Raw genomic sequence first — 26,475 nt, 5'->3', positions numbered from 1 at the left:
GTTTCACTCAGTCAAAAAGCAAAAAGGGATGCGCCTGGCATCCCTTTATTCTGGTCATCGCGGTGGCTATCTTACTCGGACTTGGGGTCCCGAGACAGCAATTGTTTCGCCACTTCACGCACCGGCTTGTCCTGGTACAACACCTGGTACAACTGCTCGGTAATGGGCATCTCTACGCCCACCCGCTGAGCCAGCATGAACACCTCTTTGGTGTTGCGATAGCCTTCCACCACCTGGCCAATCTCGGCCATGGCGGTATCGACGTCTTTACCCTGACCTAGGGCCAGACCAAAACGGCGGTTCCGGGACTGGTTGTCGGTGCAGGTCAGCACCAGATCCCCCAGGCCGGCCATGCCCATAAAGGTGTCTTTCTCGGCGCCCAGGGCACAGCCCAGACGACACAATTCCACCAGGCCCCGAGTGATCAGGGCGGTACGGGCATTGGCACCGAAGCCGATGCCGTCGGACATGCCGGCGCCAATGGCGATGACGTTTTTCACCGCCCCGCCCAGCTGCATGCCGATGAAATCGGAGTTACGGTACACCCGCAACCAGGTGCCGCAGTGCATCAGGCTGGCCATGTCCTCGGCGAACTCGTCGTCGGTGGACGCCAGGGAGATGGCCGTCGGCAGGCCCGCCGCCATCTCTTTAGCAAAGGTGGGGCCAGACATCACCGCCAGCGGAATGCCGTCGCCGAGAATCTCCCGGGCCACATCCTGCAGCAGGCGGCCGCTTTCCGGCTCCAACCCTTTGGTTGCCCACACGACCCGGGCATCATCACGCAACAATGGCTGGGCTTGTTTCAGCACCACACCAAAGACGTGACTCGGCACCACCACCAGCACATTGCGGCTGGCAGCCAGGGCCTTTTCCAGGTCGGCTTCGACAATCAGCTCATCAGGAAAATCGACACCGGGGAGAAACTCCTCGTTGCGGCGATCCGCCTGCAGCTGGGCCATATGATCCGGCAAATGTCCCCAGATAATGGTTCGATGACCATTACGCGCCAGGGAAATAGCGAGGGCGGTGCCGTACGACCCCGCCCCCAATACCGTTACTGCGGCTGGTTCAGTCAACTGACAGCTCCCGCTTACGCTTCGGCTTGTTCGCCAGCAGCTTCCTGTTGACGCTTCTGCATGTACTGAGCAAACAGGGCATCAAAGTTCACTGGGGCCAGGTTCAGTGGAGGGAAAGTACCACGGTTAACCTGGCTGGCTACGGCTTCACGAGCGTATGGGAACAGGATGTTCGGGCAACCGGCACCCAGAGCGTGGGCCAGCTGTGGCTCAGGCAGGTTGGCGATGGAGAAGATACCCGCTTGCTGAACTTCACACAGGAAGGCCACTTCGTCTTCAACCTTGGTGGTTACGGTGATGTTCAGAACCACTTCGTAAACGTCATCGGCCAGCTTGTTGCTGCGAGTGTCCAGGTCCAGTTTGACTTCTGGCTTCCACTCTTTCTGGAAGATGGCTGGCGAGTTAGGGGTCTCGAAAGAGATGTCTTTGGTGTAAACGCGCTGAATCTGGAACTGAGGTGCCGCTTGCTCGTTGGTCGCTGCGTTGTTAGCTGCTTCTGCCATGTGTCTAATCCTAAAATTGTTGTAATCGTTCTGGGCGTCCCGTCATGGTCGGCTGCACTCCTGGCGGTCGCGCCGTGCATGCCTGTGACAGGGTCCATTCGCCGTAATTAATAGTGATCGCGCGACCTGAATCCTGGGTTTAGCGCTTCTTACGCACTACCAGCAAGTTAGCTGACTTCCAATCGGTCATGCCGCCCTGCAGGCTGAAAACCTGTCCAAAGCCCGCGGATACCAACATTTGCGCCGCCTGAACGGAGCTAACGCCAGCGTTACACACAACTATAATGGGTGCGTCCTTGTGCTTTTCAAGGGTTGAAAGCTGATTATTTTTAATTTCTGCCAGTGGCAGATGGATGGCGTTGGCGATGTGGCCCTTGCGGAACTCATCTTCACCGCGCACGTCTACCACCACAGCGTCCTCTTTGTTGATCATACGTACCGCTTCCTGAGCGGCGACGTTTTTCACCTTAGAGAAGCTGGATTTGGCCATGGTAAACACCCAGGCGCCCAGCAAACCAACCCAGGCTGCACTGAGCATTGGATGGCGGCTTAGAAAATCGATGTATTCCTGCATGTCGTTGCCTAATTAGGTTATCTTCGGAGGGCTGAAAATCGCCAGTATAACCCGATTACCCCACTTGTGAAGTGCTGACACCACAAAGGGCCCTGCCCCAGATCACGGCGGCGACGAAAAAGCCCAGCTGTAATAAAATTACAGGATTGGGCGTTGGAAGTGGTGACGACCGCTGGTTACGTTGTACACTGATGGCAGTATTTTTAAATTGCCTACGCGGCAAAAAGGACCGTAGATGACCAAGCGTACTACTCCCCTTGCCCTGCTGATCCTCGACGGCTGGGGCCACCGTCAAGACGCTGATGACAACGCCATCAGCAAGGCGAACACGCCAAACATTGACCGCCTGTTCAATGATTATCCCTCCACCCTGATCTCCGGGTCAGGCATCGACGTCGGCCTGCCCGATGGCCAGATGGGCAACTCCGAAGTGGGCCACATCAACCTGGGTGCCGGCCGCATCGTCTACCAGGACCTGACCCGCATCGGCAAGTCCATCGACGACGGCGAGTTCGAACACAACCCGGCGCTGTGCCAGGCCATCGACAAGGCACTGGCCAACGACGGCGCCGTCCACATCATGGGGCTGCTGTCTCCCGGTGGCGTCCACAGCCACGAAGACCATCTGGAAGCCGCCATTCGTATGGCTGCCGCCCGCGGTGCCAACAAGGTCTACCTGCACGCCTTCCTCGACGGCCGCGATACGCCGCCGCGCAGCGCCCACGACTCCCTGGCCCGCTTCGATGCCCTGTTTACCGAACTGGGCTGTGGCGCCATCGGCTCCATCGTCGGCCGCTACTACGCCATGGATCGTGACCAGCGCTGGGAGCGGGTGCAGAGTGCCTACGAACTGCTGACTCAAGGTAAAGCCGAGTATCGGTTCGAGTCCGCCACCGACGCCCTGCAGGCCGCCTACGATCGCGATGAAAACGATGAATTTGTCGCCGCCAGCAGTCTCAACGCCGACGCCACCTTCAACGATGGCGATGCGGTGGTGTTCATGAACTTCCGCGCCGACCGTGCCCGTCAACTGACCCGCACCTTCACCGACGCCGATTTCGACGGCTTCCAGCGCAGCAAGCAGCCCAAGCTGGCCGAGTTTGTGATGCTGACTGAGTACGCCGCCGACATCGACACCGCCTGCGCCTTCCCGCCAGCCTCGCTGAAAAACACCTTCGGCGAACTGATGGCCAACAACGGCAAGCGTCAGCTGCGGATCTCGGAAACCGAGAAATACGCCCACGTCACCTTCTTCTTTAACGGCGGCATCGAGCAGCCGTTTGAAGGCGAAGAGCGAATTCTGATCAAATCTCCCAACGTCGCCACCTACGACCTGCAACCGGAGATGAGCAGCACCGAACTGACCGACAAGCTGGTCAATGCCATTGAAAACGGCGACTTCGATGCCATCATCTGCAACTACCCCAATGGCGACATGGTCGGTCACACCGGTGACTTCGACGCCGCGGTCAAGGCCTGCGAAGCCGTCGACGCCAGCATTGCCCGAGTCGTAGCAGCCCTGCAGAAAGTGGGCGGCGAGTGCCTGATCACCGCTGACCATGGCAACGCCGAGCAGATGCAGAATGCCGCCACCGGTCAGGCCCATACCGCCCACACCAGTGAGCCGGTGCCGTTCATCTACGTGGGCCGCAACGCCGATGCCCGTGAAGGTGGCCGCCTGTCCGATGTCGCCCCCACCATGCTGCACCTGATGGGGATGGAGATTCCGGAAGAGATGTCCGGCACGCCGATCATGACCCTGAAGAACTGATGATGAGTGGCCGCACCCGTTTGTGGCCCGCCATAGTAATGGCGGGCCTGATCAGTGTTTCCGCTGGCGCCAGCCAGGAGGAGATCGATCAACAGCAGCTGCAGTTGCAGCAACTGCAGAAGCAGATCAAATCCAGCCAATCCGCACTGATCAAGAGCAAGGCCGGCCGCGATAAGGCCAGCCAGGCTCTGCGTGAAGATGAACTGGCGATCAACAAACAGGCGGCGGCCATTAATGCCAATCAGGCAAAACTGACCAAACTGAACCGACAACTGACCGTCCTTGGCAGCGAACAACGCCAGCTGGAGACGCAATATTCCGAACAGCAGCAACAACTTGCCGATCAAATCAAAGCCTCCTGGATCGCCGGGCAAGGCGAAGTCGGGCAGTTGCTGCTGAATCAAAACAGCGCCGATAAGCAGCGGCTGCTGACCTACTACCACTACCTGAATCAGGCCCGGGTCGAGGCGATGGAAGCCATCGCCACCACCAAGCAGGCGCTGATGGACAACCACAGCCAGCAACTGGCTCGCAAGCAACAGCTGGAGCAGACCCAGCAGCGGCTGGATGAACAGCAGCAACGGCTGAAAAAGCAGCAACAGCGGCGCAAACAAACCCTGGCTAAACTCGACCAGCAACTGCAAAAAGAGAGCAACCGACTGAACCGGCTCGAGGTCGACAGCGAGGTGCTGACTCAGGCCATCGAACAGGCCCTGGCCGCTCTGGCGGCACAACCGGTGTCTCTTGACGGCCTCAGCAAGCTGAAGCGCAAACTGCCCTGGCCCATCAGTGGCCGGGTAAAGCAGGGTTTTGGCAACCACCGCCAGGGACAACTGCGCTGGAACGGCATGCTCATTGATGCCAAAGAGGGCCGTAACGTCGAAGCCGTGGCCCCCGGTCAGGTGGTATTTGCCGACTGGCTGCGCGGCTACGGGCTGGTGGTGGTACTGGATCACGGTGACGACTACCTGAGCCTGTACGGCCACGCCCAGAGTCTGCTCAAAGAGGTGGGCGAACGGGTCGAGAGTGGCGAAGTGATCGCCCTGAGTGGAAGATCAGGCGGACAACTCGATAGCGGACTATACTTTGAAATTCGCCATCGGGGACTTGCAGTTGATCCGGCGCCTTACCTGAGAAGACGCTAAATCCTCCCCAAAATCAGTGACCAGAGGGGTACGCCATGTCGCGTATTGGTGCCTTACTGGTCGGCATCCTGTTCGCGTTTTCCGTCAACGCACAGGAACACAAGGAGGTGGCGCCGCCGACTTTAGAGGAAGCTCAGCAACTCCTGATCACGGTGCAGGACATCGTCGATTACTATTACGTGGACTCGGTGGATCGCCAGGCGATGCTCGAGGCTGCGCTCAAGGGGATCTTCGAATCCCTGGATCCCCACTCCACCTACCTGACAGCGCAAACCCTGCAACTGCTGCGTGAAGCCAATAACGGTCACTACTACGGCTATGGTATCGAGGTCAGTATCGAAGAGGATCAAATTCAGGTCATCGCTCCACTGGCCCACAGCGCCGCCGATTACGCTGGCGTAAAACCCGGCGACATTCTGATAAAGGTCGACGATCTGACCGCCTCACCCGACACCATCGATACCCTGATCCGCTACATTAAAACCGCCAGCAAAGAGGATCGCTCGCTGTCACTGGTGCTGAGTCGCCGCAATCTGGCCGAGCCGGTGACCGTGTTGCTGCAGCCCAGCAACATCAGCATCGACAGCGCCCTGTTTTTCGAACTGCCACAGCGGGTGGGTTATCTGCAGATCACCAGCTTCAACCGCCAGACCGCCGAAGAGGTGGCCACGGTGGCAGACCGCATGCAGCAACAGGGCTATCAGCAACTGATTCTGGACCTGCGCAACAACCCTGGCGGCATGTTTGATGCGGCAGTACAGGTGGCCGACATGTTTCTGCAGAGCGGCCTCATCGTCTCCACTCACGGCCGCTTTCTGGACGCCAATAACGATTACTACGCCTCGGAAAACAGCCTGTTTAACAAGATGAAAGTGGGGGTATTGATCAATGAAGGCAGCGCCTCGGCGGCGGAGATTCTGGCCGGTGCCCTGCAGGATCACCGCCGGGCCACGGTGTTTGGCCAAACCTCGTTTGGCAAAGGCACGGTGCAGAGTCTGATCCCCTTGATGGGCCAGCAGGGTGCCATCAAACTCACCACAGCCCGCTACGCCACTCCCAATGGCACCTTCATCGATAAGCAGGGGATCTCCCCGGATGTCAGTGTGTTACTGGAGAATGAGAAAGAAACTCCTATAATGGAAAACACCGACATCAGCGGGCGCTGGCAACAGGATAGCCAGCTGGCTGCAGCCTATGAGTGGTTGTTACAACCGGATCAGGAGTCACCATAAAACAGATTGTCGCCGCCGTGCTGCTGTGTTGCAGCACTCTGGCAACGGCCGCCGAATTGAGCCTGATCATCGATGACGTAGGCTATCGGCAGACCGATCACCGCGTGCTGGATCTGCCCCCAGGCACCACCCTCAGTGTACTGCCCCACACGCCGTGGGGCCGGCAGCTGGCCGTGTCCGGCTGGCGCCAGGGACACGAAATCATGCTGCACCTGCCGATGCTGGCCGAGGCTGGCAACGCCCTGGGCCCCAGCGCCCTGCTGCCGGGCATGAGCCAATGGCAGGTACAACTGACCATCAAGCGGGCCCTGGCCGACGTGCCCTTTGTCTGTGGCGTCAATAACCACATGGGCAGTGAACTGACTCGGCAGCGACCGATGATGGATAAGGTGATGACCGAATTGGCCGAGCGGAAGCTGTTTTTTGTCGACAGCCTGACCACCCCGGACTCAGTGGCCTACGACAGCGCCGCTGCCCACGGCATTCCAACCCTGAAGCGGCATGTGTTCCTCGATAACGAAACCCAGGACGTGGATCTGAATCGGCAGTTTGAGCAAGCGCTGACCATCGCCAGAAAATACGGCCAGGCGGTGCTCATCGGCCACCCCTACCCGGAAACGCTCAACTATCTGGAACGCAATCTGTCACGATTGCCAGAGATGGGCATACGGCTGGTACCGGCGTCGAAGCTGCTCAGCGACCGCCAGCGCCAGTGGATAAGGCCAGTGCAGCCCCCGACCGCATATCTTCATAAGTTGCCTGCTCCAGTACCATCAGCGTCGCCATAGCCTGCTGATCGGTGCCGCCGCACAGGTCGGCATCCGGCTTGAAAGCGCCACACACCACCGGCCGTGACGGCTGACCAAACAGCTTGCACAGGTTGTCGTCGTTAAGCTGCACGCAGCGTACCCCGGCGGGCTTGCCCTCTGGCATCCCCGGAATGGGCGAGCTGATGGACGGCGCGATGCAGCAGGCACCACAGCCTAAACGGCATTCCATCACACACCTCCACAAACGAAACGGGCCGGCAGTGCCGACCCGGTAATCAGACCCGCGAACACCCGGTCAGTCATCCATCAGGTTCTGCAGCTTCTTAATGGCGTTCTTTTCCAGCTGGCGAATGCGCTCGGCCGACACCTGATAGCGGTCTGCCAGCTCCTGCAGGGTCACCTTGTCCTCTTCCAGCCAGCGGTTTCGCAGAATCTCCTGGCTGCGCTCGTCCAGAGTACGCATGGCGGCATACAGGCGCTCACGGGCCTGAGCCTCATGATCTTCCTGTTCAATGTCGTCGGCGTGGTTGGAGCCCTGATCTTCCAGATAGTAGGCCGGGGCGTAGCTGGTGTCCGGATCGTCCGGCTCGTTGGGGATGTCGAAGGCCGCATCCTGAGCCGCCAGACGAGACTCCATCTCCAGCACTTCGGATTCGCTGACCCCCAGGGTCTCGGCGACGGTGGACACCTCATCGGCGGTAAACCAGCCCAGGCGTTGCTTGGCTTTACGCAGGTTAAAGAACAGCTTGCGCTGTGCCTTAGTGGTGGCCACTTTAACAATGCGCCAGTTTTTCAGCACGTATTCGTGGATCTCGGCTTTAATCCAATGTACCGCAAAGGACACCAGCCGTACTCCGACTTCGGGGTCGAAACGCTTCACCGCCTTCATCAGGCCGATGTTACCTTCCTGGATCAGATCGGCCTGAGGCAGGCCGTAACCGGAATAACTTTTGGCCACATGAACAACAAAACGCAGATGAGACATGATCATGGCTTTCGCCGAATCAATATCACCGCTCTGGCGCAGACGTACGGCCAGTTGGTATTCCTCTTCTGCAGCAAGCATGGGGATGCTGTTAACCGCCTGGATGTAAGACTCCAGACTGCCGCCGCCCTGGGGGACGACCATCAAGCCCATGGCATTAGTTTTGTCGCTCATTGATACCTCTGAAAAACGCTTGGCTTGGGAGTCTAGCACGAAACGGGATCCGCTTCACACGCTGTCTTTATGACCCGTAATGGCTATTGAGGTTCAATGGCAGTGAGATGGCGTTGCACCGACAGCCAGGCGCCGAGCCAGCACAGCAACACCGACGCCAACATCATGGTGCCGAGTTCGGCCCCGCTGAGGCCCGCTAACTGAAAACCGGACTGATAGCTGCTGATGAACTCACCCAGTGCCCGGTCAAACCACACCAGGGTGGCGCTGACCAGGGTCCAGGCGATCACGGCAGCGATGACGCCGTACCAGACGCCGGCGTAGAGGAAGGGGCGGCGGACAAAGCCGTTGGTGGCCCCCACCAGCTTCATCACCCGAATCTCATCCTGGCGCTGAGTAATGGCCATGCGAATGGTATTGGCGGTCACCAGTACCACGGTTCCCACCAGCAACGCTGCCAGTCCCCAAGCCATCTTGGCCAGGCTGTTCATCAGCGTCTTTAACTGCATCAGCCAGTCGAGATCCAGGCGGGCGATGTCCACGTCCGACAACGCCTCCAGCTTCAGCTTCAGCTGCTGCAGCGGCTCCAGCTCGCGATGCCGCAGGCTGGGGATCACCCGAATCACCGCCGGCAGCGGATTGTTGTCCAGGTACTGCAGGGCATCGCCATACTGAGACATCGCTTTAAAGTCCTGCAGCGACTGCTCTGCCGACAGGTACTCGAAACGATCGATCTCCGCCATCCCCTTGAGCCGGGACTGCAGACCCTGCAACCGGGCATCACTGAGGTCGTCGCGAAGAAACAGGCTGATTTCGGTAGGATCGGTCCACTGCTGCTGCAACTGGGCACTGTTTTTAACCAGCACCGCCAGCACCGTCGGCAGGCTGAGACTGATCCCCAGCACCGCCATGGTCAGCAGCGACGTCAGCGGCAGTCGCCACAGTTCACCGAGACTGCCCAGAGCATGGCGCAGGTGCCCCTGGCAATAGACGCTGATGCGACGACCCAGGGTCATCTTACGGCCGGACAGACTCATAACTCGGCTCCCTGATAGGCTTCGCTGATCATGGCGCCGTCGCGCAGGGTCAGGGTGCGGTAGCGCATTCTGGCAATCAGGCCGAGATCGTGGGTGGCGATCAGCACCGAGGTGCCGGCTCGATTAAAGGTCTCGAACAGACGCATGATCTCCATCGATAACTTGGGATCCAGGTTACCGGTCGGCTCATCCGCCAGCAGCAGTTTCGGCTTGGTGACGATGGCACGGGCGATACCGACCCGCTGCTGCTCCCCGCCAGACAGATGCATGGGGTAGTAGTTGAGCTTGTCACCCAGACCCACCAAGTCCAGGGCCGCCCCGACCCGCTTGTCGATCTCACCGGCACTAAAGCCTTCAATCAACAACGGCAGGGCCACGTTGTCCTTCACCGACTTGTCCATCAACAGGTTGTGATCCTGAAAGATGATGCCGATCTGACGACGCAGAAATGGTACTTTCGAGCGGGCCAGCTTTCCGATGTCATGGCCATGAACCCACACCTTGCCGGTAGTAGGCTTCTCAATGGCAGTGATCAGCTTCAGCAGAGTACTTTTGCCGGCGCCACTGTGGCCGGTCAAAAATGCCATCTCACCGGGTTCTACGCTGAAGTTGACCCGGTTCAGAGCCTGGAAACCACCGCTGTAGACCTTGCTGACCTGCTCGAAGCGAATCATGGATTATCCTGTTTCCTCGGTAAACAGGGCTTCGATAAAGGCGTCGCTGTCGAACGGACGCAAATCATCGATGCCCTCACCCACGCCAATGTAACGTACTGGAATGCTGAATTTATCAGCTAATGCGAAGATAACGCCACCCTTTGCTGTGCCATCCAGTTTGGTCAGGGTCAATCCGGTTAACGGCACCACTTCGTTAAACAGCTGCGCCTGGCTGATGGCGTTCTGTCCGGTGCTGGCGTCCAGGGTCAGCATCACTTCGTGCGGCGCCTTGAGATCCAGCTTCTTCATCACCCGGACGATCTTCTTCAGCTCCTCCATCAGGTGCGCTTTATTCTGCAACCGGCCGGCGGTATCGGCAATCAGCACATCCACCTTACGAGCCGTCGCGGCCTGCAGGGCATCGAAGATCACCGAGGCACTGTCGGCACCGGTATGCTGAGCCACCACCGGAATGGCGTTGCGCTCGCCCCACACCTGCAGTTGCTCCACTGCGGCGGCACGGAAGGTATCGCCGGCGGCCAGCATCACCGATTTCCCCTGAGCCTGGAACTGCTTGGCCAGCTTACCGATGGTGGTGGTCTTACCGACACCGTTCACACCCACCATCAGGATCACCATGGGGCCATCGGGATTGTCGATGCACAGCGGCTCATTCACCTTGTCCAGTGAGGTTTTCAGCTCGCCCCTCAGATGGGTAAACAGGGCATCGCTGTCTTTCAGCTCACCAAAGCCGGCACGTTCGGTCAGGTTATCGATGATACGGGTGGTGGTTTCGATGCCCACGTCCGCCAGCAGCAGCTGGGTTTCCAACTCTTCAAATAACTCATCGTCGATTTTCTTGCCCCGGAACAGCGCCATAAAGCCGCCGCCGATGTTCTCGCGGGTCTTTTTCAGGCCCGCTTTCAATCGGGCAAAGAAGCCGCCCTCTGGCTCTGGCTCTGGCTCTGGCTCTGGCTCTGGCTCTGGCTCTGGCTCTGGCTCTGGCTCTGGCTCTGGCTCTGGCTCTGGCTCTGGCTCTGGCTCTGCAGAGGACTCGACCGCAACCGGTTCTGCGTCAAGATTACTGTCGGGGGCCACATCCACCCGAGTCGGCTGCGGTTCAACAACCTCCGGCTTAGGGTCTTCGACCGCCTCTTCGATCGGGGCAGGCTCGGACTCCGCCTTATCGGTCGGTGTGGGTTGCGGGTCCTGAGCACTGGACTCAGGTTCAGAGGGAGACTGGGATTCCGCCTGTTCAGGCAGCTCCTGCTCGACCTCTTCGGTCTGCTCATCTTTATTGCGGCTAAACCAGGAAAAAATGCCTTTCGCCATCTTCAAAACCTTTACTGATCATTGGGGCTCGCCCTAGATACTTGGGGCCTGGCCCCTGTTACAATAGCGAGTTTTTCAAGCGCCATAGTTTAACCAGAAACGCAGCAAAAACCGAGGAATCCATGGCCAGAGGCTCACGAAACCCCAAATCCCGCACATCGGCGGCTGGCAACGGCGGTCAGGTCCGCATCATCAGTGGCAAATATCGAGGCCGAAAACTGCCGGTTGCGGATCTGCAGGGTCTGCGTCCCACCACCGATCGAGTGCGTGAAACTCTGTTTAACTGGCTGCAGGGCGATACCCTCAATGCTCGGGTACTGGACTGCTTTGCCGGCAGTGGTGCGCTGGGGCTGGAAGCCCTGTCCCGCCATGCCGCATCCGTGACCCTGTGTGAACTGGACAAAGGCGCCGCCAACCAGCTACAACGCAACCTCACCACCCTGGGTGCTGACAACGCCACGGTGATCTGCGGTGACAGCATAAAGCGGCTGTCGACCACTGCCACCGAGGCCTATGACCTGGTGTTTATCGATCCCCCCTTCCATAAGGGCCTGGCTCAACCGGTGATCGACCAGCTTGAACAGCACGGTTGGCTGAATGACCACGCGCTGATCTATCTGGAAACCGAAACCGCTCTGGCCTCACTGGCGATACCTGCCAACTGGAAGCCACTGAAGGAAAAGCAGGCCGGTCAGGTCTGTTATCGTCTGTATCAACGACAGGAGGCCTGATGGAACTGCTGTGTTTTTGGGGTCGCCGCGCCACCGCCATTGCCTGGGGCGTAATGATCCTCAACCTGATCTGGCCGTTGCCACTCAGCGAATTCATCACCCTGCTGCTGCTGGTCACCGTGACCGCCCACCTGACGCTGGCCATGGCCAGCCTGTTCTACAAGCGCCAGGGCCTGATCGCCGTCGGCCGGGTATTGCTGTTTGGGGTGTTCGAGTTTTTCCGCCCTCAGCCAAGCAAAGATAGGCCGTAACCGCGGTTTCGACCCAACGATGTGGCCGAACCCGCTAAAGAGGCCGTCACCCGTTTGCAGTAGCGCTCAGAGATGGGTGAATGGCTCACCGCCGGTGGTGGCCGGCGGACAGGGATTATAGTTAGACGTCACCTGCTTGCCACTGCAGCGGGACAGATATACTCAGGCTCCCGTCCCCGATTGCCGAAAGTCCGGTGCCAACCTCACTGTTGCCAGTTGGGTAACCCCAACAACCCCGACGCTAACATTCATTAAAAATGCGCCATAACACAGCACCTTGCTAAAAAGTTAAAATCGATGATTGTTCGGAATTGTCGGCAAAATATGAGCTTCTGCCCATTTTTTTCGTTACGCCAATGGATAATAATGAGCCTAGTTTCTGTTCTGGTAACTTAGTGATATTACAAACACATATTAAACAATCATGTGAGTGTTGATATTCATAGCCAAGTAGTTAAGGTTAGCCGAAAGAAGGTGGCGCAGATCACACTCCCGAACAACTAAAGAAGACAACTATCACAACGATGAAGATCATTTCGATTGACCAGCTTGCGTTAGGGATGTACGTCGATAGCATTCCCGACCACCCAAAGTTGTCAATGGTTCAAAAGGGTTACATCAATGACCCGTCCATCCTGGGTATGTTGCGCAACTTGGGCGTCGAGCGGATCGTCATCGACCCGAGCAAGTCCAAGCGTGCCCCTTCAGCCGCCAAACCCCAACCCGTCACTCCCAAAACTCCGGCCAAAGAAAGCCTCAAAAGTGAGCTGCCCAGAGCCAAGAAGCTGCTATCACAAGCCAAACAGCTGCAATCACGATTGATGTCTGACGTAAAGTTGGGGCAGCAACTGGATCTGCAACCGGTCAACGTCATGGCCGACGAATTTATCGGTAGTGTATTTCGCAACCAAAGCGCACTGGCCTGCTTGCGGCTGATTAAGGATAAGGACGACTACCTGCTGGAGCACTCTCTTGGGGTCACCATTCTGATGACCCTGTTTGCCCGGGCGCTGGGTATCAGCGGCACCACCCTGCACCAGTTGTGTGTCGGTTCCCTGCTGCACGATATCGGCAAAATTCGGATTCCGGAAGCGATCCTCAACAAACCCGGCAAGCTGACCCCGGAAGAGTTTGAAGTGATGAAGACCCACGCCGGGCACAGCCGCCAAATCATCTCGTCCACCCCCGGCATCAGCAAGGTCAGCCTGGACGTTGCCGCCATGCATCACGAAAAGCTCGATGGCACCGGCTACCCGCAGGGGCTCAAAGGGGAGCAGATCACCATGGCCGGTCGCATGGTGGCCATTTGTGATATTTATGACGCCATGACCGCCGACCGGGTCTACCACAAAGGCATGGCGCCCACCCTGGCGCTCAAACGGCTGTTGGGGATGACCCCCAACGGACTGGACAAAAACCTGGTAGTAAAATTCATTCAGTGTTTGGGCGTCTACCCCAATGGCTGCATGGTTGAACTCGCCAGTGGCCGGGTAGGCATTGTGATGGAAACGGAAAACCGTAAGCCCACCAAGCCGATGGTAAAGGTGGTCTACAACCTCAAGACTCACACGCACATCATGCCCAATGAGATTGAGCTGGAACGCCATAACGACCACATTCTGAAAGCGATTGATCCCCGGGACCATAAACTGGAACTGACCAACTACCTGTAGGGTTCACTGCCCCAAGGGGATCCAAGCCACTCCATCTGCATCTGAATGCGAATGCGGGTATAATTTTCCGCAATCCTCGCTGGACAGCGTGGGGACGACGAGGTAACGTACGCCCCCCAATTGAGAACAATTATCATTATGAACTATTTAATCGCCAGCCTGCTGATCTTGGCAGTCGGCCCCATCCTCCATCACGGCCTGCGTAAACAACGGGGCATCATCACCGCCATTGGCGCCTTCGTGATGGTTTCCCTGGGCGGGTTGGTGTTGTTTGATATTTTACCTCAGGTCGTGCGCCTGGGCGGCGGCGCAGCATTGGCTTTCATCACCTTGGGGCTATTTGGCCCAACGTTGTCGGAGAAGTTGTTTAAGCGCCACTCGACCTTTGCCCACAACCTGACGGTCACCCTGGGAATCGGCGGCCTGCTGCTGCATTCGATCACCGATGGCAGCGCGCTGTTTATGGCAGCCAACGCGCAAGGGCCATTGTTGCTGGCGTTCGGTATCATACTGCACCGCATGCCCGCAGGCCTGGCGGTCTGGTGGCTGCTGCGTCCGGCCTACGGCCGTCTTATCGCCGCATCGGTATTGGGGCTGATGATGGTGACCACCATCGTCGGCTATGTTCTGGGACCAGAGTTACTGCTGACCATGACCGCCAGCCATGTGGTTTACCTGCAGGCATTCGTAACCGGCTCCATTTTGCACGTATTGTGGCACCGTCCCCATGAACATCACGGCCATGGGCACCACCATGACCATCAGCACAGCGGCCTGCCCAAGCTGCACTCCAGCCACTGGATCGGCGGCGGCCTGGGGTTGTTGTTTCTGGTGCTGCTGATGGCGGCCCACCCGGATCATGGCCACAGTGAAGCCGGCGATCACCTGCACGACGCAGCGGAGTTACACCTCGACCACGATCAGGAGTCAGCGCCGGCAGAGATGAGCCACGACCACTAACTGGTATGGTCGTGGACGATGCGCCACTGACCCCCTATCTTTTGGAAGATCAGGGTAAACTCACCTGCTGGTCGATCTTTTTTGCGCAGTAACTGCCAGCGGCCCACCACCAGGGCCGCATCGTCGGACAACATCTGTACCGTTTCCAGTTCAAAATGCAGCTGCCCCATGGTTTCCGCGTCGGGATAACGCTTCTGATAGCCTTTCAGGGTATTGTGCCAGCCATACTTGATCTTGCCGCTGGAGACAAAGCGCAACTGCTCATTGTTCCAGTACCCCTGCATGTAGCCTTCGATGTCGGCCCGATTCCAGGCCGCCTGCTGCTGCGCCAAGACTGCCCGAATGTCCGCCTCTGAGGCCAGAGACAGCGGGCTGAACAGCAGCCAGGTCAGGAGCAAAAGCCTCGTCATAATCACCTTCCTTAGTCATTGGAATTATTGATTCCGTTTAACTGCTGGCTTTAACAGCAGCGATTGTCACTCTGAAACGCCGGGGTTGGTATACTTAATCCATTGCTCGTTACACACAGACCAACCACTATGACACACCGCATCTCGGCCTGGCTGCTCAAGCGCCTGGGCTGGTCCATTCAAGGCCAGATTCCCGCCACCGGCCGTTACATCATCATTGTTGGCCCCCACACCAGCAACTGGGATTTCCCCATCGGCATTCTGGCCCAGTGGGCCTTGGGAATGAACGCCAATTTCATCGGCAAACACCAGCTGTTCCGCTGGCCGCTGGGGTGGTTTTTCCGGGCATTAGGGGGCTTTCCGGTCAACCGGGGCAAACAGAACAACCTGGTGAATACCGCCATCGAACTGTTCGCCAGCCAGGAGAACTTCATTCTTGCCCTGGCGCCGGAAGGCACCCGTAAACCGGTCAACCGTTGGAAGACCGGCTTCTACCACATCGCCAAACAGGCCCGGGTTCCCATCTACTGCGCCGGTCTGGACTTTAAGTCCAAGACGGTGATCATTCGTGCGCCTCTGGTTCCCGGCAACGACATGGCCTCCGACATGAACACCATACTCGACTTTTTCCGCGCCATCCCGGGCAAATACCCGCAGCCGGTACCGCGTTATTCGGGTTGAGCCGGCACCAGTGCCGCAAGGTCCAAGCCACTGGGGCGCTGCATCGGCCGCAGATCAAACTCGGGCAGGATGGCAAACAGGTGGTCAAAGATGTCCGCCTGAATGCCTTCATAGACCTCCCATCGGGTGTCGTTGCTGAAGCAATACAGCTCCAGCGGCAGCCCTAACTCTGAGGGTGCCAGTTGACGAACCATCATGGTCATCTCAGCAGTGAGGTGAGGGTTGGCATTCAGGTAGGCGTCCAGATAAGCGCGCAAACACCCCAGGTTAGTCATACGGCGGCCGTTAACCGGCATCGCCATGTCCTGGTGGGCCAGGTTCACCTGCTTCAATTCCGCCAACTTCTGCTCCAGATAGGGCTGCAGCAGTTCTATACGCTGCAACTCGGCCAACAGAGCCTCATCCACGAAACGCACTGAATTCACGTCCAGGTTCACTGCTCGTTTGATGCGCCGCCCCCCTGACTCCTGCATACCACGCCAGTTACGAAAGGCATCGGTGGTCAGCGCATACGCGGGAATCATGGTGATGGTTTTATCCCAGTTCTGCACCTTAACCGTGGTCAGGGTAACCTCCATCACTTCGCCATCGGCGCCGTACTTGGACATCTCAATCCAGTCTCCGGGGCTGACCATGCGGTTCGCCGCCAGCTGAATGCCAGCCACAAACCCCAAAATGGTGTCACGGAACACCAACATCACCAGACCGGTGGCGACACCCAAACCGGACAGCAGATACAACGGCGACTTGTCCAGCATGATGCCGATAAACAGGATCAAGGCAACGATGAACAGGAACAGCTTGATCAGCTGGACAATGCTCTGCACCGGCAACCGTCGCCCCTCGGGCCGCATAGACGCCACCATCCTGACGGTGTCCATACAGGCATACAACACCCGAATCGACATCACCAACATCGTCAACTCCAGCAACCTGGACACCATGTCCTCCCAGAAGGGCCAGAGATTCAGCATCATGGGGGTAAACAGATCCAGCACCACCAGAGGGGCAATCTGAGCCAGCTTCTCCAGCACCCGGTGCTGCTTTATCGGCAACGCCCAGGTGGTGTTGCTACGCTCGATAATCCGGCGGGTACCACGCACTAAAACCCGGATAAACAAGCTGTACACCACAAAGGCGGTGATCAGCGCCACCACGGCAATAATGCCCACCGCCAGCAGGTCGTCCCCTTTGGTGGGAATGTCCATCTTGGTCATCCACTCGGCCAGCCAGTGGCGCATCTCGTTCTTAATCTCTTGTTCCACAATAATTCCAGTCTGCGAAAGGTAGGCGCCGCCCGTTATAGGGACTCAGGATACTGGCAAGCCCGCACATAAAAAAGCCCTGCATACGCAGGGCTTGATGTATCGCATTGAGCTAATTAACTATTACAAGCTTGGCAGGATGCCGCCCGGCAATAAGCTATTGTAGCTTGCACGATGCAATAGTGCCGTTGCTTCGGTGATATCCGGAGCAAAATAGCGGTCTTTATCGTAGAAGCTCACCCGCTGGCGCAGTTGCTCCTTGGCACTCTCCACCGGCTTACTGGCCCGAAGGGGCTTACGAAAATCCAGTCCCTGGGCGGCAGCCAGCAGCTCCACCGCCAGGACGCCTCGGCTGTTGTCGGCCATCTCCCGCAATCGCCGTGCCGCAAAGGTGGCCATGGAGACATGATCCTCCTGATTGGCAGAGGTGGGCAAGCTGTCCACCGAGGCCGGATGCGCCAGGGATTTGTTCTCGCTGGCCAGGGCCGCCGCCGTTACCTGGGCAATCATAAAGCCGGAGTTGACCCCACCGTTGTCCACCAAAAACGGCGGCAGCCCGGACAGGTTGCGATCGATCAGCAAGGCGATGCGGCGCTCCGCCAATGCACCAATCTCACTGATGGCGATGGCCAGGTTATCGGCCGCCATGGCCACCGGCTCGGCATGGAAGTTCCCGCCGGAGATGATGTCGCCTTCGGCGGCAAACACCAGTGGGTTATCGGTAACGCCGTTGGACTCCACCAGCAACACCTCGGCCGCCTGGCGAATCTGGGTCAGGCAGGCGCCCATCACCTGAGGCTGGCAGCGCAGGGAGTAGGGATCCTGCACCTTCTCACAACCGGCATGGCTGTCTCCCAGCTCGGAGTTGTCCTCCAGCAGGAAGCGGAATACCGCCGCCGAATCGATCTGACCTTTCTGGCCACGCACTTCGTGAATGCGGGCATCGAAGGGGCGACGACTGCCCAGGGCGGCTTCGACGCTCATGGCACCCACCACACTGGCTCCGGCCCACAGATCTTCGGCGCGGAACAGCCCCTGCAGGGCCAATGCGGTGGAGGCCTGGGTGCCGTTCAGTAATGCCAGCCCCTCTTTCGGCGCCAGCGACATCGGCGACAATCCCGCCTTAATCAGGCCAGTTTTGGCATCGATCACTTCCCCGTGATAACGCACCTCGCCTTCACCCAACAGCGGCAGCACCATGTGCGACAGCGGCGCCAGGTCCCCGGAAGCACCGACCGAGCCCTTCTCCGGCACAATGGGGTACACCTCGGCATTCACCAGGGCGATCAGGGCGTCAATCACCTCGCGGCGAATGCCGGAAAAGCCCCGGGCCAGAGAGTTGATTTTCAGCACCATCATCAGGCGCACGGCACTGTCGCTCATGGGTTCGCCGGTACCGGCGGCGTGGGACAGCACGATGGAGCGTTGCAACAACGCCAGGTCGTCTTTTTCGATGCGGGTGTTGGCCAGCAGGCCAAAGCCGGTGTTGATGCCGTACACCACCCGATCTTCATCAATCACCTGCTGCACCATGGCGGCGCTGCGATCAATGGCGCCGTAGGCGCCCGCATCCAGGGTCAACCGAACCCCGTGCAGATCCACATGACGCAGCTGGGTCAGGGTCAGTTCACCGGGCTTGAGAGTCAGCTCAAACATCACTTCTCCTCCAGCATCGGCAGGTCCAGGCCCTGCTGTTTGGCACAGTCACGGGCGATGTCGTAACCGGCGTCGGCATGACGCATCACCCCGGTGGCCGGATCGTTCCACAGCACCCGACCGATGCGGGCGTCGGCGTCGTCGCTGCCGTCACACAGAATCACAATGCCGGAGTGCTGGGAGAAGCCCATGCCCACGCCACCACCGTGGTGCAGGCTGACCCAGGTGGCGCCGCCGGCGGTATTCAGCATGGCGTTGAGCAGTGGCCAGTCGGAGACCGCATCGGAGCCGTCCATCATCCCTTCGGTTTCGCGGTTGGGCGAGGCCACCGAGCCGGAATCCAGGTGGTCACGACCGATGACAACCGGCGCCTTCAGTTCGCCGTTTTTCACCATCTCGTTAAACGCCTTACCCAGGCGAGCCCGATCTTTCAGGCCCACCCAGCAGATGCGCGCCGGCAGCCCCTGGAACTGAATCCGCTCACGGGCCATGTCCAGCCAGTTGTGCAGATGCTTGTCATCCGGAATCAGCTCTTTGACTTTCTGATCGGTCTTGTAGATGTCTTCGGGATCGCCGGACAGTGCCACCCAGCGGAACGGCCCGATGCCTTCACAGAACAGCGGCCGAATGTAAGCCGGAACAAAGCCGGGGAAGTCAAAGGCATTGCTGACGCCCTCTTCCAGTGCCATCTGGCGAATGTTGTTGCCATAATCCAAAGTCGCGGCACCGCGACTCTGCAGGGTCAGCATCGCCCGAACCTGAACCGCCATGGACGCCTTAGCGGCTTTCACCACCGCCGCCTCGTCCTTAAGACGCATCTCGGCGGCATGCGCCATCGTCCAGCCCTGGGGCAGGTAGCCATTGAGCGGGTCGTGGGCCGAAGTCTGGTCGGTCACCACGTCCGGAGTAATGCCCTTGTCCACCAGCTCGGAGAACAGATCGGCAGCGTTGCCCAGCAGCCCCACAGACACCGGCTTGCCTTCGGCCTTGGCTTGCTCAAGCATCGCCATCGCCTCACCCAGCGATGTGGCCTTCTTATCCACATAACCGGTGCGCAGACGGAAGTCGATGCGAGTCTCGTCGCACTCCACCGCAATCATCGAGAAACCGGCCATGGTGGCCGCCAGTGGCTGGGCACCGCCCATGCCACCCAGGCCACCGGTCAGGATCCAGCGGCCGCTCGCGTCACCACCGAAGTGCTTCTTGGCAACGGAGACGAAGGTCTCGTAGGTACCCTGGACAATGCCCTGGGTACCAATGTAAATCCAGGAACCGGCGGTCATCTGGCCATACATCGCCAGGCCTTTCTTATCCAGTTCGTTAAAGTGTTCCCAGTTGGCCCAGTGAGGTACCAGGTTAGAGTTGGCGATCAGCACCCGCGGCGCGTTATCGTGGGTCTTAAACACGCCCACCGGCTTGCCGGACTGCACCAGAAGGGTCTCGTCGGTTTCCAGACGCTTGAGGGTCGACACAATCTGATCGAAACACTCCCAGTTCCGGGCTGCGCGGCCGATGCCGCCATACACCACCAGCCCTTGCGGGTGTTCAGCCACTTCCGGGTCCAGGTTATTCATCAGCATCCGCAGCGGCGCTTCCGTCTGCCAGCTTTTGGCCGTTAACTCGGTGCCCCGTGGAGCGCGAATGACGCGACTCTCATCGATGCGCGTTGCAGTGTCCTTCTTAATGCTCATCGTGATTTCCTCACTGTTGTCGTTGGCTGGGTTATCGCTCCCGCAGGAGCACCAGCATCAGTCCATAACCAGATGACCGCCCAGACGATATCGACTGCCTGGGTGGGTCAATCGTGCAAAACTCACCGTACCGGATCGACTCCAGGTACGACGATGAATCCGTAAACAGGGCTCGCCCTGGTCGATCTCCAGCAACGAGGCGGTCTTGGCATCCACCACCACCGCTTCCACTTCATGGTGGGCTTCCGTCAACGGCGCCACCTGACTCAAATACTCATGGGGCGTCTGGCGATAAAAGTCCTGCTCCAGGTAGTCGGGCACCAGCGCCAGATTGACGAAACGCAGTTCCAGCTGTACTGGCCGACCATCCTCACTGTGCAGCAGCCGGGTCTGCCCCACTTCGGCTCCTACCGCCACTCCGAGGGCGATCGCTACCGAGGCGTCGGCCGGTAGCCTGAGCTGCTCCAGCACCTGCACCTGATAATCATGGCCCCGACCCCGCACCTCATCGGCAATGTTGCGAATGTTGAGCATCGACCCCTGGGATTTCAGCGAAGCCACAAAGGTGCCCTGCCCCTGACTGCGCACCAGCACCCCCTGCTCCACCAGCTCGGTCAATGCCCGCCTGGCGGTCATTCTGCTGCAGCCAAACTCGCCAGCCAGCGCATTTTCCGACGGCACCTTGGCATGCTCACGCCACACTCCCCGCTCGATATTGGCGATCAAATGCTGCTTAATTTCGACAAACTTTGGTGCGGCCAAGGGTCCACTCTCCTGAAGATAACTGGCCACAAAATGACACAGGCAACTTGTATATACAAGCAAAGATTGCCAGAATGAGGTCAGACAATCAGCGCCGAAGGAGCGAACAATGGACTGGGACCAACTGTGGATTGAAGTCAATCTGGCCACCATGGATCCTGAACAACCGGGCAGTTACGGTGAGATCGAAGACGCCGCCCTGGCGGTGAAAGACGGCAAAATCGCCTGGCTGGGGCGTCGTTCTGACCTGCCTGAGTTCGACCCCTTTTCGGTACCGGTGCTCAAGGGCAATGGCCAGTGGCTGACCCCGGGGTTGATCGACTGCCACACCCACCTGATTTTCGCTGGCAGCCGCGCCAACGAATTTGAAGCCCGGTTGAATGGCGCCACCTATGAAGAGATCGCCCGCCAGGGCGGCGGCATTCAATCGACGGTCAATGCGACCCGCGCCGCCGACACCGAGTCCCTGTTCCACGACGCCCGGCTTCGACTCAACAGCCTGCTGAAAGAGGGGGTAACCCGGGTCGAGATCAAGTCCGGCTACGGCCTCGACCTGGACACGGAGCGCAAGATGCTGGAGCTGGCACGCCATCTGGGGCAGTTGCATCCCATCGATATTCACACCACCTTTCTGGGGGCGCACGCCATTCCCAGCGAGTATCAGGGACGCGATAACGACTACGTCGAACACGTCTGCAACGACATGATGCCGGCACTGGCTGCCGATGGACTGATGGACGCCGTGGATGTGTTCTGTGAGAACATCGCCTTTGACCTCGACCAGACCGAAGCGGTGTTCAAGGCCGCCAAGGCCCATGGTCTGCCGGTCAAACTGCACGCCGAGCAACTGTCCAACATGGGCGGCAGCCAGTTGGCGGCACGGCATCAGGCGCTGTCGGTGGATCACATCGAGTGCCTGGATGAAGAGGGTGTCAAAGCCATTGCCCAATCCGGCACCGTCGCAGTGCTGCTTCCCGGTGCCTTCTACTTTCTGAAAGAGACCCGCAAGCCGCCGGTGGATCTGCTCAGGCAGCACCAGGTTCCTATGGCATTGGCGTCGGACTTTAACCCCGGCAGTTCGCCCCTATGCTCAACCCTGCTGATGCTCAATATGGGCTGCACCCTGTTCAGCCTGACACCGGCAGAAGCCCTGGCCGGCGTTACCCGCCACGCCGCACGGGCACTGGGGGTTCAGGCCCGCTGCGGGCAGTTGAAAGTCGGCTTCGACGCCGACATCAGCCAATGGCGAATCGGCCACCCTGCCGAGCTGGCATGGCAATACGGATCCAACCCCTGTTCAGCGGTTTATAAACAGGGCCAACCGGTGCGAATGCCGTAGTAAATGCTGGCAATGAACCCGGCTCGGCGCTACTATTTGCCCAGAAGCGAGATTAATAATTGTAGGGATTATGGGAATTCAAGCCGTTATCGTAGATACCGCAGGTACCACCACGGATTACGACTTCATTCAGACCGTGTTGTTCTCTTACTCAGCCAAAGAGATGGCTAAGTTTATTGAGACCCACCAGGATCACGTGGTCGTATCCCACTGTATCGATGACGTTAAGGAGATGGCTGCAGAGCCAGAGGCAGACCTTAACCGTGTTGTTGCCATTCTGCTGGAGTGGATCGAACAGGACAAGAAAGCCACCCCATTGAAAACCCTGCAAGGGATGATCTGGCGTCAGGGCTACCAAAATGGTGAACTGGAAGGCCACATCTTTCCGGATGCCGCCGAAGGCCTGAAGTCTCTGAAACAGGATGGCAGACGAATCTACAGCTACTCCTCCAGCTCAACCGAAGCTCAGGAGTTGCTGTTCCAGCACAGCCAGTTTGGCGATTTGCGCGATCTGTTCCACGGTCACTTCGACACCCACGTCGGTCAGAAGGTGGATCCACAGGCATACCGCAACATCATCAACACCATCAGCATGTGGCCTAACCTCATCCTGTTTGTCTCTGACAACCTGGACGAATTAAACGCAGCCAAAGCCGCCGGCCTCAAGACCTGCCAGGTGGTGCGCTCCAAGGACACCCGTCGGGGCAAGCACCACGTCATCGACGACTTCAGTCAGCTGGAACTCAGCCAGTTCTAAAAAAAGCGGCCTATGGCCGCTTTTTTTTATTGCTGTTCTTGCCTACCAGGGGCGCGGATCCTGCAGCTCCGCCAACAGCAACCGCACCTCTTCACCGATGGCCGTAGAGCTTTCCGCCTCGTAATCGTAATGCACCATCGCCACTTCGGCCTGAGCCACCACCTTGCCCCCCTGCAGCGCCTGGTGCCAGATCTTCAGAGAGCTGTTGCCGATATGGTGAATGCCGGAGCGAATCTCAACGTCTTCACCATAGTAAGTGGGCAGCAGATAGTCCACATTGAAGCCCGCCAGAATCAAATTCCACTGGCGATGATCCAGAGTGGGAATAAAACAGCGGAAGATCGGCGTGCGGGCCTCTTCAAACCACACCGGTACTACGGTGTTATTGATGTGTCCCAAAGCATCGGTTTCTGAGAACCGAGGTGTAATCAACGTTCTGTACATCACAAATCCTTTTTAGTATGAACAAAAAAAGGGTGCCCTTCCGGCACCCTTCTCGTCAACCCTTAGCTTACTTTGCCGAGGCTTTCTTCCGCCCCACCAGCTTCTTGGCTTTGGCGTACATGGCATCAATTTCAGCTTCGAAGCGCTCGTTGATCACCTTACGGCGCAGTTTCAGCGTCGGCGTCAGCTCACCCCGCTTCATGCAGAACTCCCGCGGCAGCAGGGTGAATTTTTTCACCTGTTCAAATTTAGCCAGCTCCCCCTGCACCTCTTTCAAACGCTGCTCAAAGTGCTCGACAACCGCAGAGTGTTGAATCAGCTCCAGCTGATCTTTGTACTTGATGCCCTTCTCTTTGGCCCAGGCCTCCAACGACTCGAACGCCGGTACAATCAGGGCCGACACGTAGTTACGCGCTTCGGCGATGATGGCAACCTGTTCGATCAGCGGATCGCGGCCTACCATGCCCTCAACCCGCTGAGGGGCGATGTACTTGCCATTAGAGGTCTTCATCAGCTCTTTGATGCGGTCGGTAATGTGCAGCATACCCTGCTCATCCAGATAACCGGCATCACCGGTCTTAAACCAGCCATCCTCAAATACCGCCTCGGTGTCTTCCGGCCGGTTGTAGTAGCCCCGCATCACGGTATCGCCCTTAACCAGGATCTCGTTCTCGGCACCGATCTTCACCTGTGCTTCGGGCAACGGACGCCCATTACCTTGCAACTTGATGCTCCCCGGCAACCCGCAGGTTACCGTGGCCGTGGTTTCTGTCAGGCCATAGCCGCACAACAGGGTAATGCCGATGGATTGGAAGAATTCATGAACCACATCATCGAGCTTGGCCCCCCCACAGGGCATAAACCGCATCTCACCGCCAAGTACTGCTCTCAATTTCGTCAGCACCAGCTTGTCGGCCAGCCGGTAGAACGCCTGAGAGACTTTACCCAGCGGCTGACCACCGTTGTCGGCCTGGAAGCGTTTTTGGCCCTGACGCAGCGCCCAGTAAAACAGGGCACGACGGTGTGCCGGCGCTTTGGATACCTTATCGGCGACGGCACTGTAGACCTTCTCGTAGAATCGCGGCACCGCGCACATGACGTTGGGTTTAAACTCCACCATCGCCTGCTGCACGTCGGCAGGGTTGTCCAGCAGACCCACATGGGCACCCAGTCCCAGGGAGTACAGGGTCCATCCGCGTTCAAATACGTGGGACAGCGGCAGGAATGCCAGGCTGCGATCACCTTTTCCGTAGTCCAGTACCCTTGAGTGCTGACGGGTAGTACTGGCAAAGTTACGGTAATCCAGCATCACCCCTTTGGGTTCTCCTGTGGTACCGGAGGTGTAGATCAGCGTCAGCAGGTCGTCGAGGTTGGACTCTTCAATACGCTGCTCTAGCGCTTGCCGGCAGTATTCAACGTTGTATCTCAGCAGCTCTTCATAGCTGTGCTGAATCACCGCCGCATCACGCTTGGCAATGGTGCTGTTCATCAACACCAGGTGAGCTACGCTAGGGCAATGAGGCAGTGCCTCCAACGCCTTGTCGTACTGCTCCTGATCGCCAACAAACACTACTTTAGCGGCGGCGTCGTTGAGGATGTAACCCGCCTGTTCAGCGGTATTGGTGGGATAGATTGGCACAACCACAGCCCTGGCCTGCATGCATGCCAGATCCGCCATGGTCCACTTTTCAGAGTTTTGGCCAAACAGCGCTACCTTATCCTGAGGCTCCAGGCCAAGGTGAAGAAGCACCCGAGCCAACTGAGTGATGGTCGTGCCCAACTGTTTCCAGCTGATGTCGTGCCACTGTCCTTTCTCGCGATAGGACAACGCTGCCTTTTCCGGCATCTCATCGATACGTGCACGAACCAGATCAACCAGATGCAGATCTTCTAATAGTTGGGTCACTACTTACTCCCACCACAACAGGAAAGTTAGCGTACATATGTACACTGATTGGCACGAATCTTACCCAACTAACGCCTCCCAGTTAAGGTCAATTCCACTTAATTTGTGCGTTACCGCACAATAAGCACCAACTGATCCGAGCAGTTAAGAAGGGATTCAGCATTCCAAATGATTACATTTTAACTTTTCAGCGAACACAAGTAAGGCTAAATGGTTATACCTTTCGCGCCTCTAGCAAGAATAGTCCAGTAAACTGGCCGGCTCAGAAGCAGTGAAAGCCTCCATTTTCGGCCCTCGCGCTGGCAAGGACGACGGTGCGAACGGGATGGCGTAGCAGTAACTAATCAACGAATGGGAAGCGGCAGACGGCGCTGATCGCGACCGCCGAAACCCAGCTCATCCCTCCGTCGTGCCCGCGCACGCGCGTAGCCAGCGGCTTTCCAGCACCCAACAAAAACCAAAGACACTGGGCCCTCGCATTCGCAAGGGCGACGGGCTTTCCATCCGTCGTGCCCGCGGACGCGGGTAGCCAGCGGCTTTAAAGCAGCACAACCGAAGACACTGGGCCCTCGCATTCGCAAGGGCGGCGGGCTTTCCTCCGTCGTGCCCGCGCACGCGGGTACCCAGCGGCTTTAAAGCAGCACAACCGAAGACACTGGGCCCTCGCATTCGCAAGGGCGACGGGCTTTCCATC

The 26,475-nt window shown here is 58.3% G+C and carries 26 protein-coding genes; 11 read left to right on the top strand and 15 right to left on the bottom strand.

What is annotated here, in order from left to right; translation table 11 throughout:
• Positions 1 to 71: 71 nt before the first annotated feature.
• From gpsA to BLT77_RS00120, 3 genes are all read right to left on the bottom strand, one after another.
• Positions 72 to 1,076, bottom strand: a complete 1,005-nt coding sequence (gene gpsA, locus BLT77_RS00130; protein WP_090359828.1) for an NAD(P)H-dependent glycerol-3-phosphate dehydrogenase — start codon at positions 1,074 to 1,076, stop codon at positions 72 to 74.
• A gap of 14 nt (positions 1,077 to 1,090) precedes the next feature.
• Positions 1,091 to 1,579: a protein-export chaperone SecB gene (gene secB / locus BLT77_RS00125; RefSeq protein WP_028111177.1), complete on the bottom strand. Its 489-nt coding sequence runs from the start codon at positions 1,577 to 1,579 to the stop codon at positions 1,091 to 1,093.
• A 139-nt stretch (positions 1,580 to 1,718) separates the two neighbouring features.
• Positions 1,719 to 2,153 carry a rhodanese-like domain-containing protein gene (locus BLT77_RS00120; RefSeq protein ID WP_028111176.1) on the bottom strand — a complete coding sequence of 145 codons (435 nt, stop codon included), beginning with the start codon at positions 2,151 to 2,153 and terminating at the stop codon, positions 1,719 to 1,721.
• Between the two features lie 235 nt (positions 2,154 to 2,388).
• On the opposite strand from BLT77_RS00120, the gene gpmM reads away from it, so the two are divergent.
• From gpmM to BLT77_RS00100, 4 genes are read left to right on the top strand one after another with little or no spacing between them, the layout of a single operon-like run.
• A complete protein-coding gene (gene gpmM, locus BLT77_RS00115) occupies positions 2,389 to 3,924 on the top strand; it encodes a 2,3-bisphosphoglycerate-independent phosphoglycerate mutase (protein ID WP_090359824.1) in 1,536 nt (511 codons plus the stop codon).
• Positions 3,924 to 5,069, top strand: coding sequence for a murein hydrolase activator EnvC family protein (locus BLT77_RS00110; RefSeq protein ID WP_090359821.1), 1,146 nt, complete (start codon positions 3,924 to 3,926; stop codon positions 5,067 to 5,069). Before gpmM ends, BLT77_RS00110 begins: the two co-directional genes overlap by 1 nt.
• A gap of 35 nt (positions 5,070 to 5,104) precedes the next feature.
• A complete protein-coding gene (locus BLT77_RS00105) occupies positions 5,105 to 6,301 on the top strand; it encodes a S41 family peptidase (protein WP_090359816.1) in 1,197 nt (398 codons plus the stop codon).
• Complete coding sequence (locus BLT77_RS00100; RefSeq protein ID WP_245709821.1) at positions 6,268 to 7,089, top strand: divergent polysaccharide deacetylase family protein; 822 nt, start codon at positions 6,268 to 6,270, stop codon at positions 7,087 to 7,089. Before BLT77_RS00105 ends, BLT77_RS00100 begins: the two co-directional genes overlap by 34 nt.
• On the opposite strand, the gene BLT77_RS00095 is transcribed toward BLT77_RS00100, so the two are convergent.
• The 5 genes from BLT77_RS00095 to ftsY all read right to left on the bottom strand — a co-directional run bounded on the left by BLT77_RS00095 (position 6,995) and on the right by ftsY (position 11,255).
• A complete protein-coding gene (locus tag BLT77_RS00095) occupies positions 6,995 to 7,300 on the bottom strand; it encodes a YkgJ family cysteine cluster protein (RefSeq protein ID WP_090359811.1) in 306 nt (101 codons plus the stop codon). The genes BLT77_RS00100 and BLT77_RS00095 overlap by 95 nt on opposite strands.
• 66 nt (positions 7,301 to 7,366) lie before the next feature.
• A complete protein-coding gene (rpoH, locus tag BLT77_RS00090) occupies positions 7,367 to 8,230 on the bottom strand; it encodes an RNA polymerase sigma factor RpoH (protein ID WP_090359806.1) in 864 nt (287 codons plus the stop codon).
• A gap of 83 nt (positions 8,231 to 8,313) precedes the next feature.
• Positions 8,314 to 9,267 carry a permease-like cell division protein FtsX gene (gene ftsX / locus BLT77_RS00085; protein ID WP_245709820.1) on the bottom strand — a complete coding sequence of 318 codons (954 nt, stop codon included), beginning with the start codon at positions 9,265 to 9,267 and terminating at the stop codon, positions 8,314 to 8,316.
• A complete protein-coding gene (gene ftsE, locus BLT77_RS00080; RefSeq protein ID WP_090359802.1) occupies positions 9,264 to 9,941 on the bottom strand; it encodes a cell division ATP-binding protein FtsE in 678 nt (225 codons plus the stop codon). Before ftsE ends, ftsX begins: the two co-directional genes overlap by 4 nt.
• A gap of 3 nt (positions 9,942 to 9,944) precedes the next feature.
• Complete coding sequence (ftsY, locus tag BLT77_RS00075) at positions 9,945 to 11,255, bottom strand: signal recognition particle-docking protein FtsY (RefSeq protein WP_090359799.1); 1,311 nt, start codon at positions 11,253 to 11,255, stop codon at positions 9,945 to 9,947.
• 122 nt (positions 11,256 to 11,377) lie between these two features.
• Between ftsY and rsmD the strand changes: the two genes are divergently transcribed.
• The 4 genes from rsmD to BLT77_RS00055 all read left to right on the top strand — a co-directional run bounded on the left by rsmD (position 11,378) and on the right by BLT77_RS00055 (position 14,870).
• On the top strand, positions 11,378 to 11,986 hold the full coding sequence (gene rsmD / locus BLT77_RS00070) for a 16S rRNA (guanine(966)-N(2))-methyltransferase RsmD (RefSeq protein WP_090359795.1): 609 nt from the start codon (positions 11,378 to 11,380) through the stop codon (positions 11,984 to 11,986).
• Complete coding sequence (locus BLT77_RS00065; RefSeq protein ID WP_090359790.1) at positions 11,986 to 12,237, top strand: DUF1145 domain-containing protein; 252 nt, start codon at positions 11,986 to 11,988, stop codon at positions 12,235 to 12,237. The genes rsmD and BLT77_RS00065 overlap by 1 nt, the downstream gene beginning before the upstream one ends.
• A 524-nt stretch (positions 12,238 to 12,761) precedes the next feature.
• On the top strand, positions 12,762 to 13,910 hold the full coding sequence (locus BLT77_RS00060) for a cyclic di-GMP phosphodiesterase (protein WP_090359786.1): 1,149 nt from the start codon (positions 12,762 to 12,764) through the stop codon (positions 13,908 to 13,910).
• A 138-nt stretch (positions 13,911 to 14,048) separates the two neighbouring features.
• A complete protein-coding gene (locus BLT77_RS00055; protein ID WP_090359782.1) occupies positions 14,049 to 14,870 on the top strand; it encodes a ZIP family metal transporter in 822 nt (273 codons plus the stop codon).
• On the opposite strand, the gene BLT77_RS00050 is transcribed toward BLT77_RS00055, so the two are convergent.
• Entirely contained in the window at positions 14,867 to 15,280 is a 414-nt protein-coding gene (locus tag BLT77_RS00050) for a YybH family protein (protein WP_090359778.1), read from the bottom strand. The genes BLT77_RS00055 and BLT77_RS00050 overlap by 4 nt on opposite strands.
• A gap of 129 nt (positions 15,281 to 15,409) precedes the next feature.
• Between BLT77_RS00050 and BLT77_RS00045 the strand changes: the two genes are divergently transcribed.
• Positions 15,410 to 15,961 carry a lysophospholipid acyltransferase family protein gene (locus BLT77_RS00045; protein WP_090359774.1) on the top strand — a complete coding sequence of 184 codons (552 nt, stop codon included), beginning with the start codon at positions 15,410 to 15,412 and terminating at the stop codon, positions 15,959 to 15,961.
• Here BLT77_RS00045 and BLT77_RS00040 read toward each other — a convergent pair.
• From BLT77_RS00040 to hutC, 4 genes are all read right to left on the bottom strand, one after another.
• Entirely contained in the window at positions 15,949 to 17,226 is a 1,278-nt protein-coding gene (locus BLT77_RS00040; protein ID WP_090359769.1) for a mechanosensitive ion channel family protein, read from the bottom strand. The two genes, BLT77_RS00045 and BLT77_RS00040, sit on opposite strands and share 13 nt — an antisense overlap.
• Before the next feature lie 123 nt (positions 17,227 to 17,349).
• A complete protein-coding gene (gene hutH / locus BLT77_RS00035; protein ID WP_090359765.1) occupies positions 17,350 to 18,882 on the bottom strand; it encodes a histidine ammonia-lyase in 1,533 nt (510 codons plus the stop codon).
• A complete protein-coding gene (gene hutU, locus BLT77_RS00030; protein ID WP_090359760.1) occupies positions 18,882 to 20,573 on the bottom strand; it encodes a urocanate hydratase in 1,692 nt (563 codons plus the stop codon). The genes hutH and hutU overlap by 1 nt, the downstream gene beginning before the upstream one ends.
• Positions 20,574 to 20,630: 57 nt before the next feature.
• Complete coding sequence (hutC, locus tag BLT77_RS00025) at positions 20,631 to 21,335, bottom strand: histidine utilization transcriptional repressor HutC (protein WP_090359757.1); 705 nt, start codon at positions 21,333 to 21,335, stop codon at positions 20,631 to 20,633.
• A gap of 109 nt (positions 21,336 to 21,444) precedes the next feature.
• On the opposite strand from hutC, the gene hutI reads away from it, so the two are divergent.
• Together hutI and mtnC are read left to right on the top strand one after the other, a co-directional pair.
• On the top strand, positions 21,445 to 22,674 hold the full coding sequence (gene hutI, locus BLT77_RS00020; protein WP_090359752.1) for an imidazolonepropionase: 1,230 nt from the start codon (positions 21,445 to 21,447) through the stop codon (positions 22,672 to 22,674).
• A 70-nt stretch (positions 22,675 to 22,744) separates the two neighbouring features.
• On the top strand, positions 22,745 to 23,431 hold the full coding sequence (gene mtnC, locus BLT77_RS00015; protein ID WP_090359748.1) for an acireductone synthase: 687 nt from the start codon (positions 22,745 to 22,747) through the stop codon (positions 23,429 to 23,431).
• 42 nt (positions 23,432 to 23,473) lie between these two features.
• Here the strand turns inward: mtnC and BLT77_RS00010 are convergent, their stop codons facing one another.
• Positions 23,474 to 23,875 (bottom strand): acyl-CoA thioesterase, encoded by a 402-nt coding sequence (locus tag BLT77_RS00010; RefSeq protein ID WP_028111157.1) that lies wholly within the window; start codon positions 23,873 to 23,875, stop codon positions 23,474 to 23,476.
• Positions 23,876 to 23,942: 67 nt separating this feature from the next.
• Positions 23,943 to 25,781 (bottom strand): AMP-dependent synthetase/ligase, encoded by a 1,839-nt coding sequence (locus tag BLT77_RS00005; RefSeq protein ID WP_281241939.1) that lies wholly within the window; start codon positions 25,779 to 25,781, stop codon positions 23,943 to 23,945.
• Positions 25,782 to 26,475 lie beyond the last annotated feature (694 nt).

Source organism: Ferrimonas sediminum, from assembly GCF_900100175.1.
GTDB lineage: Bacteria > Pseudomonadota > Gammaproteobacteria > Enterobacterales > Shewanellaceae > Ferrimonas > Ferrimonas sediminum.
The sequence above is the reverse complement of the archived record's forward strand: the minus strand, read 5'-3'. Positions and strand labels throughout refer to the sequence as shown.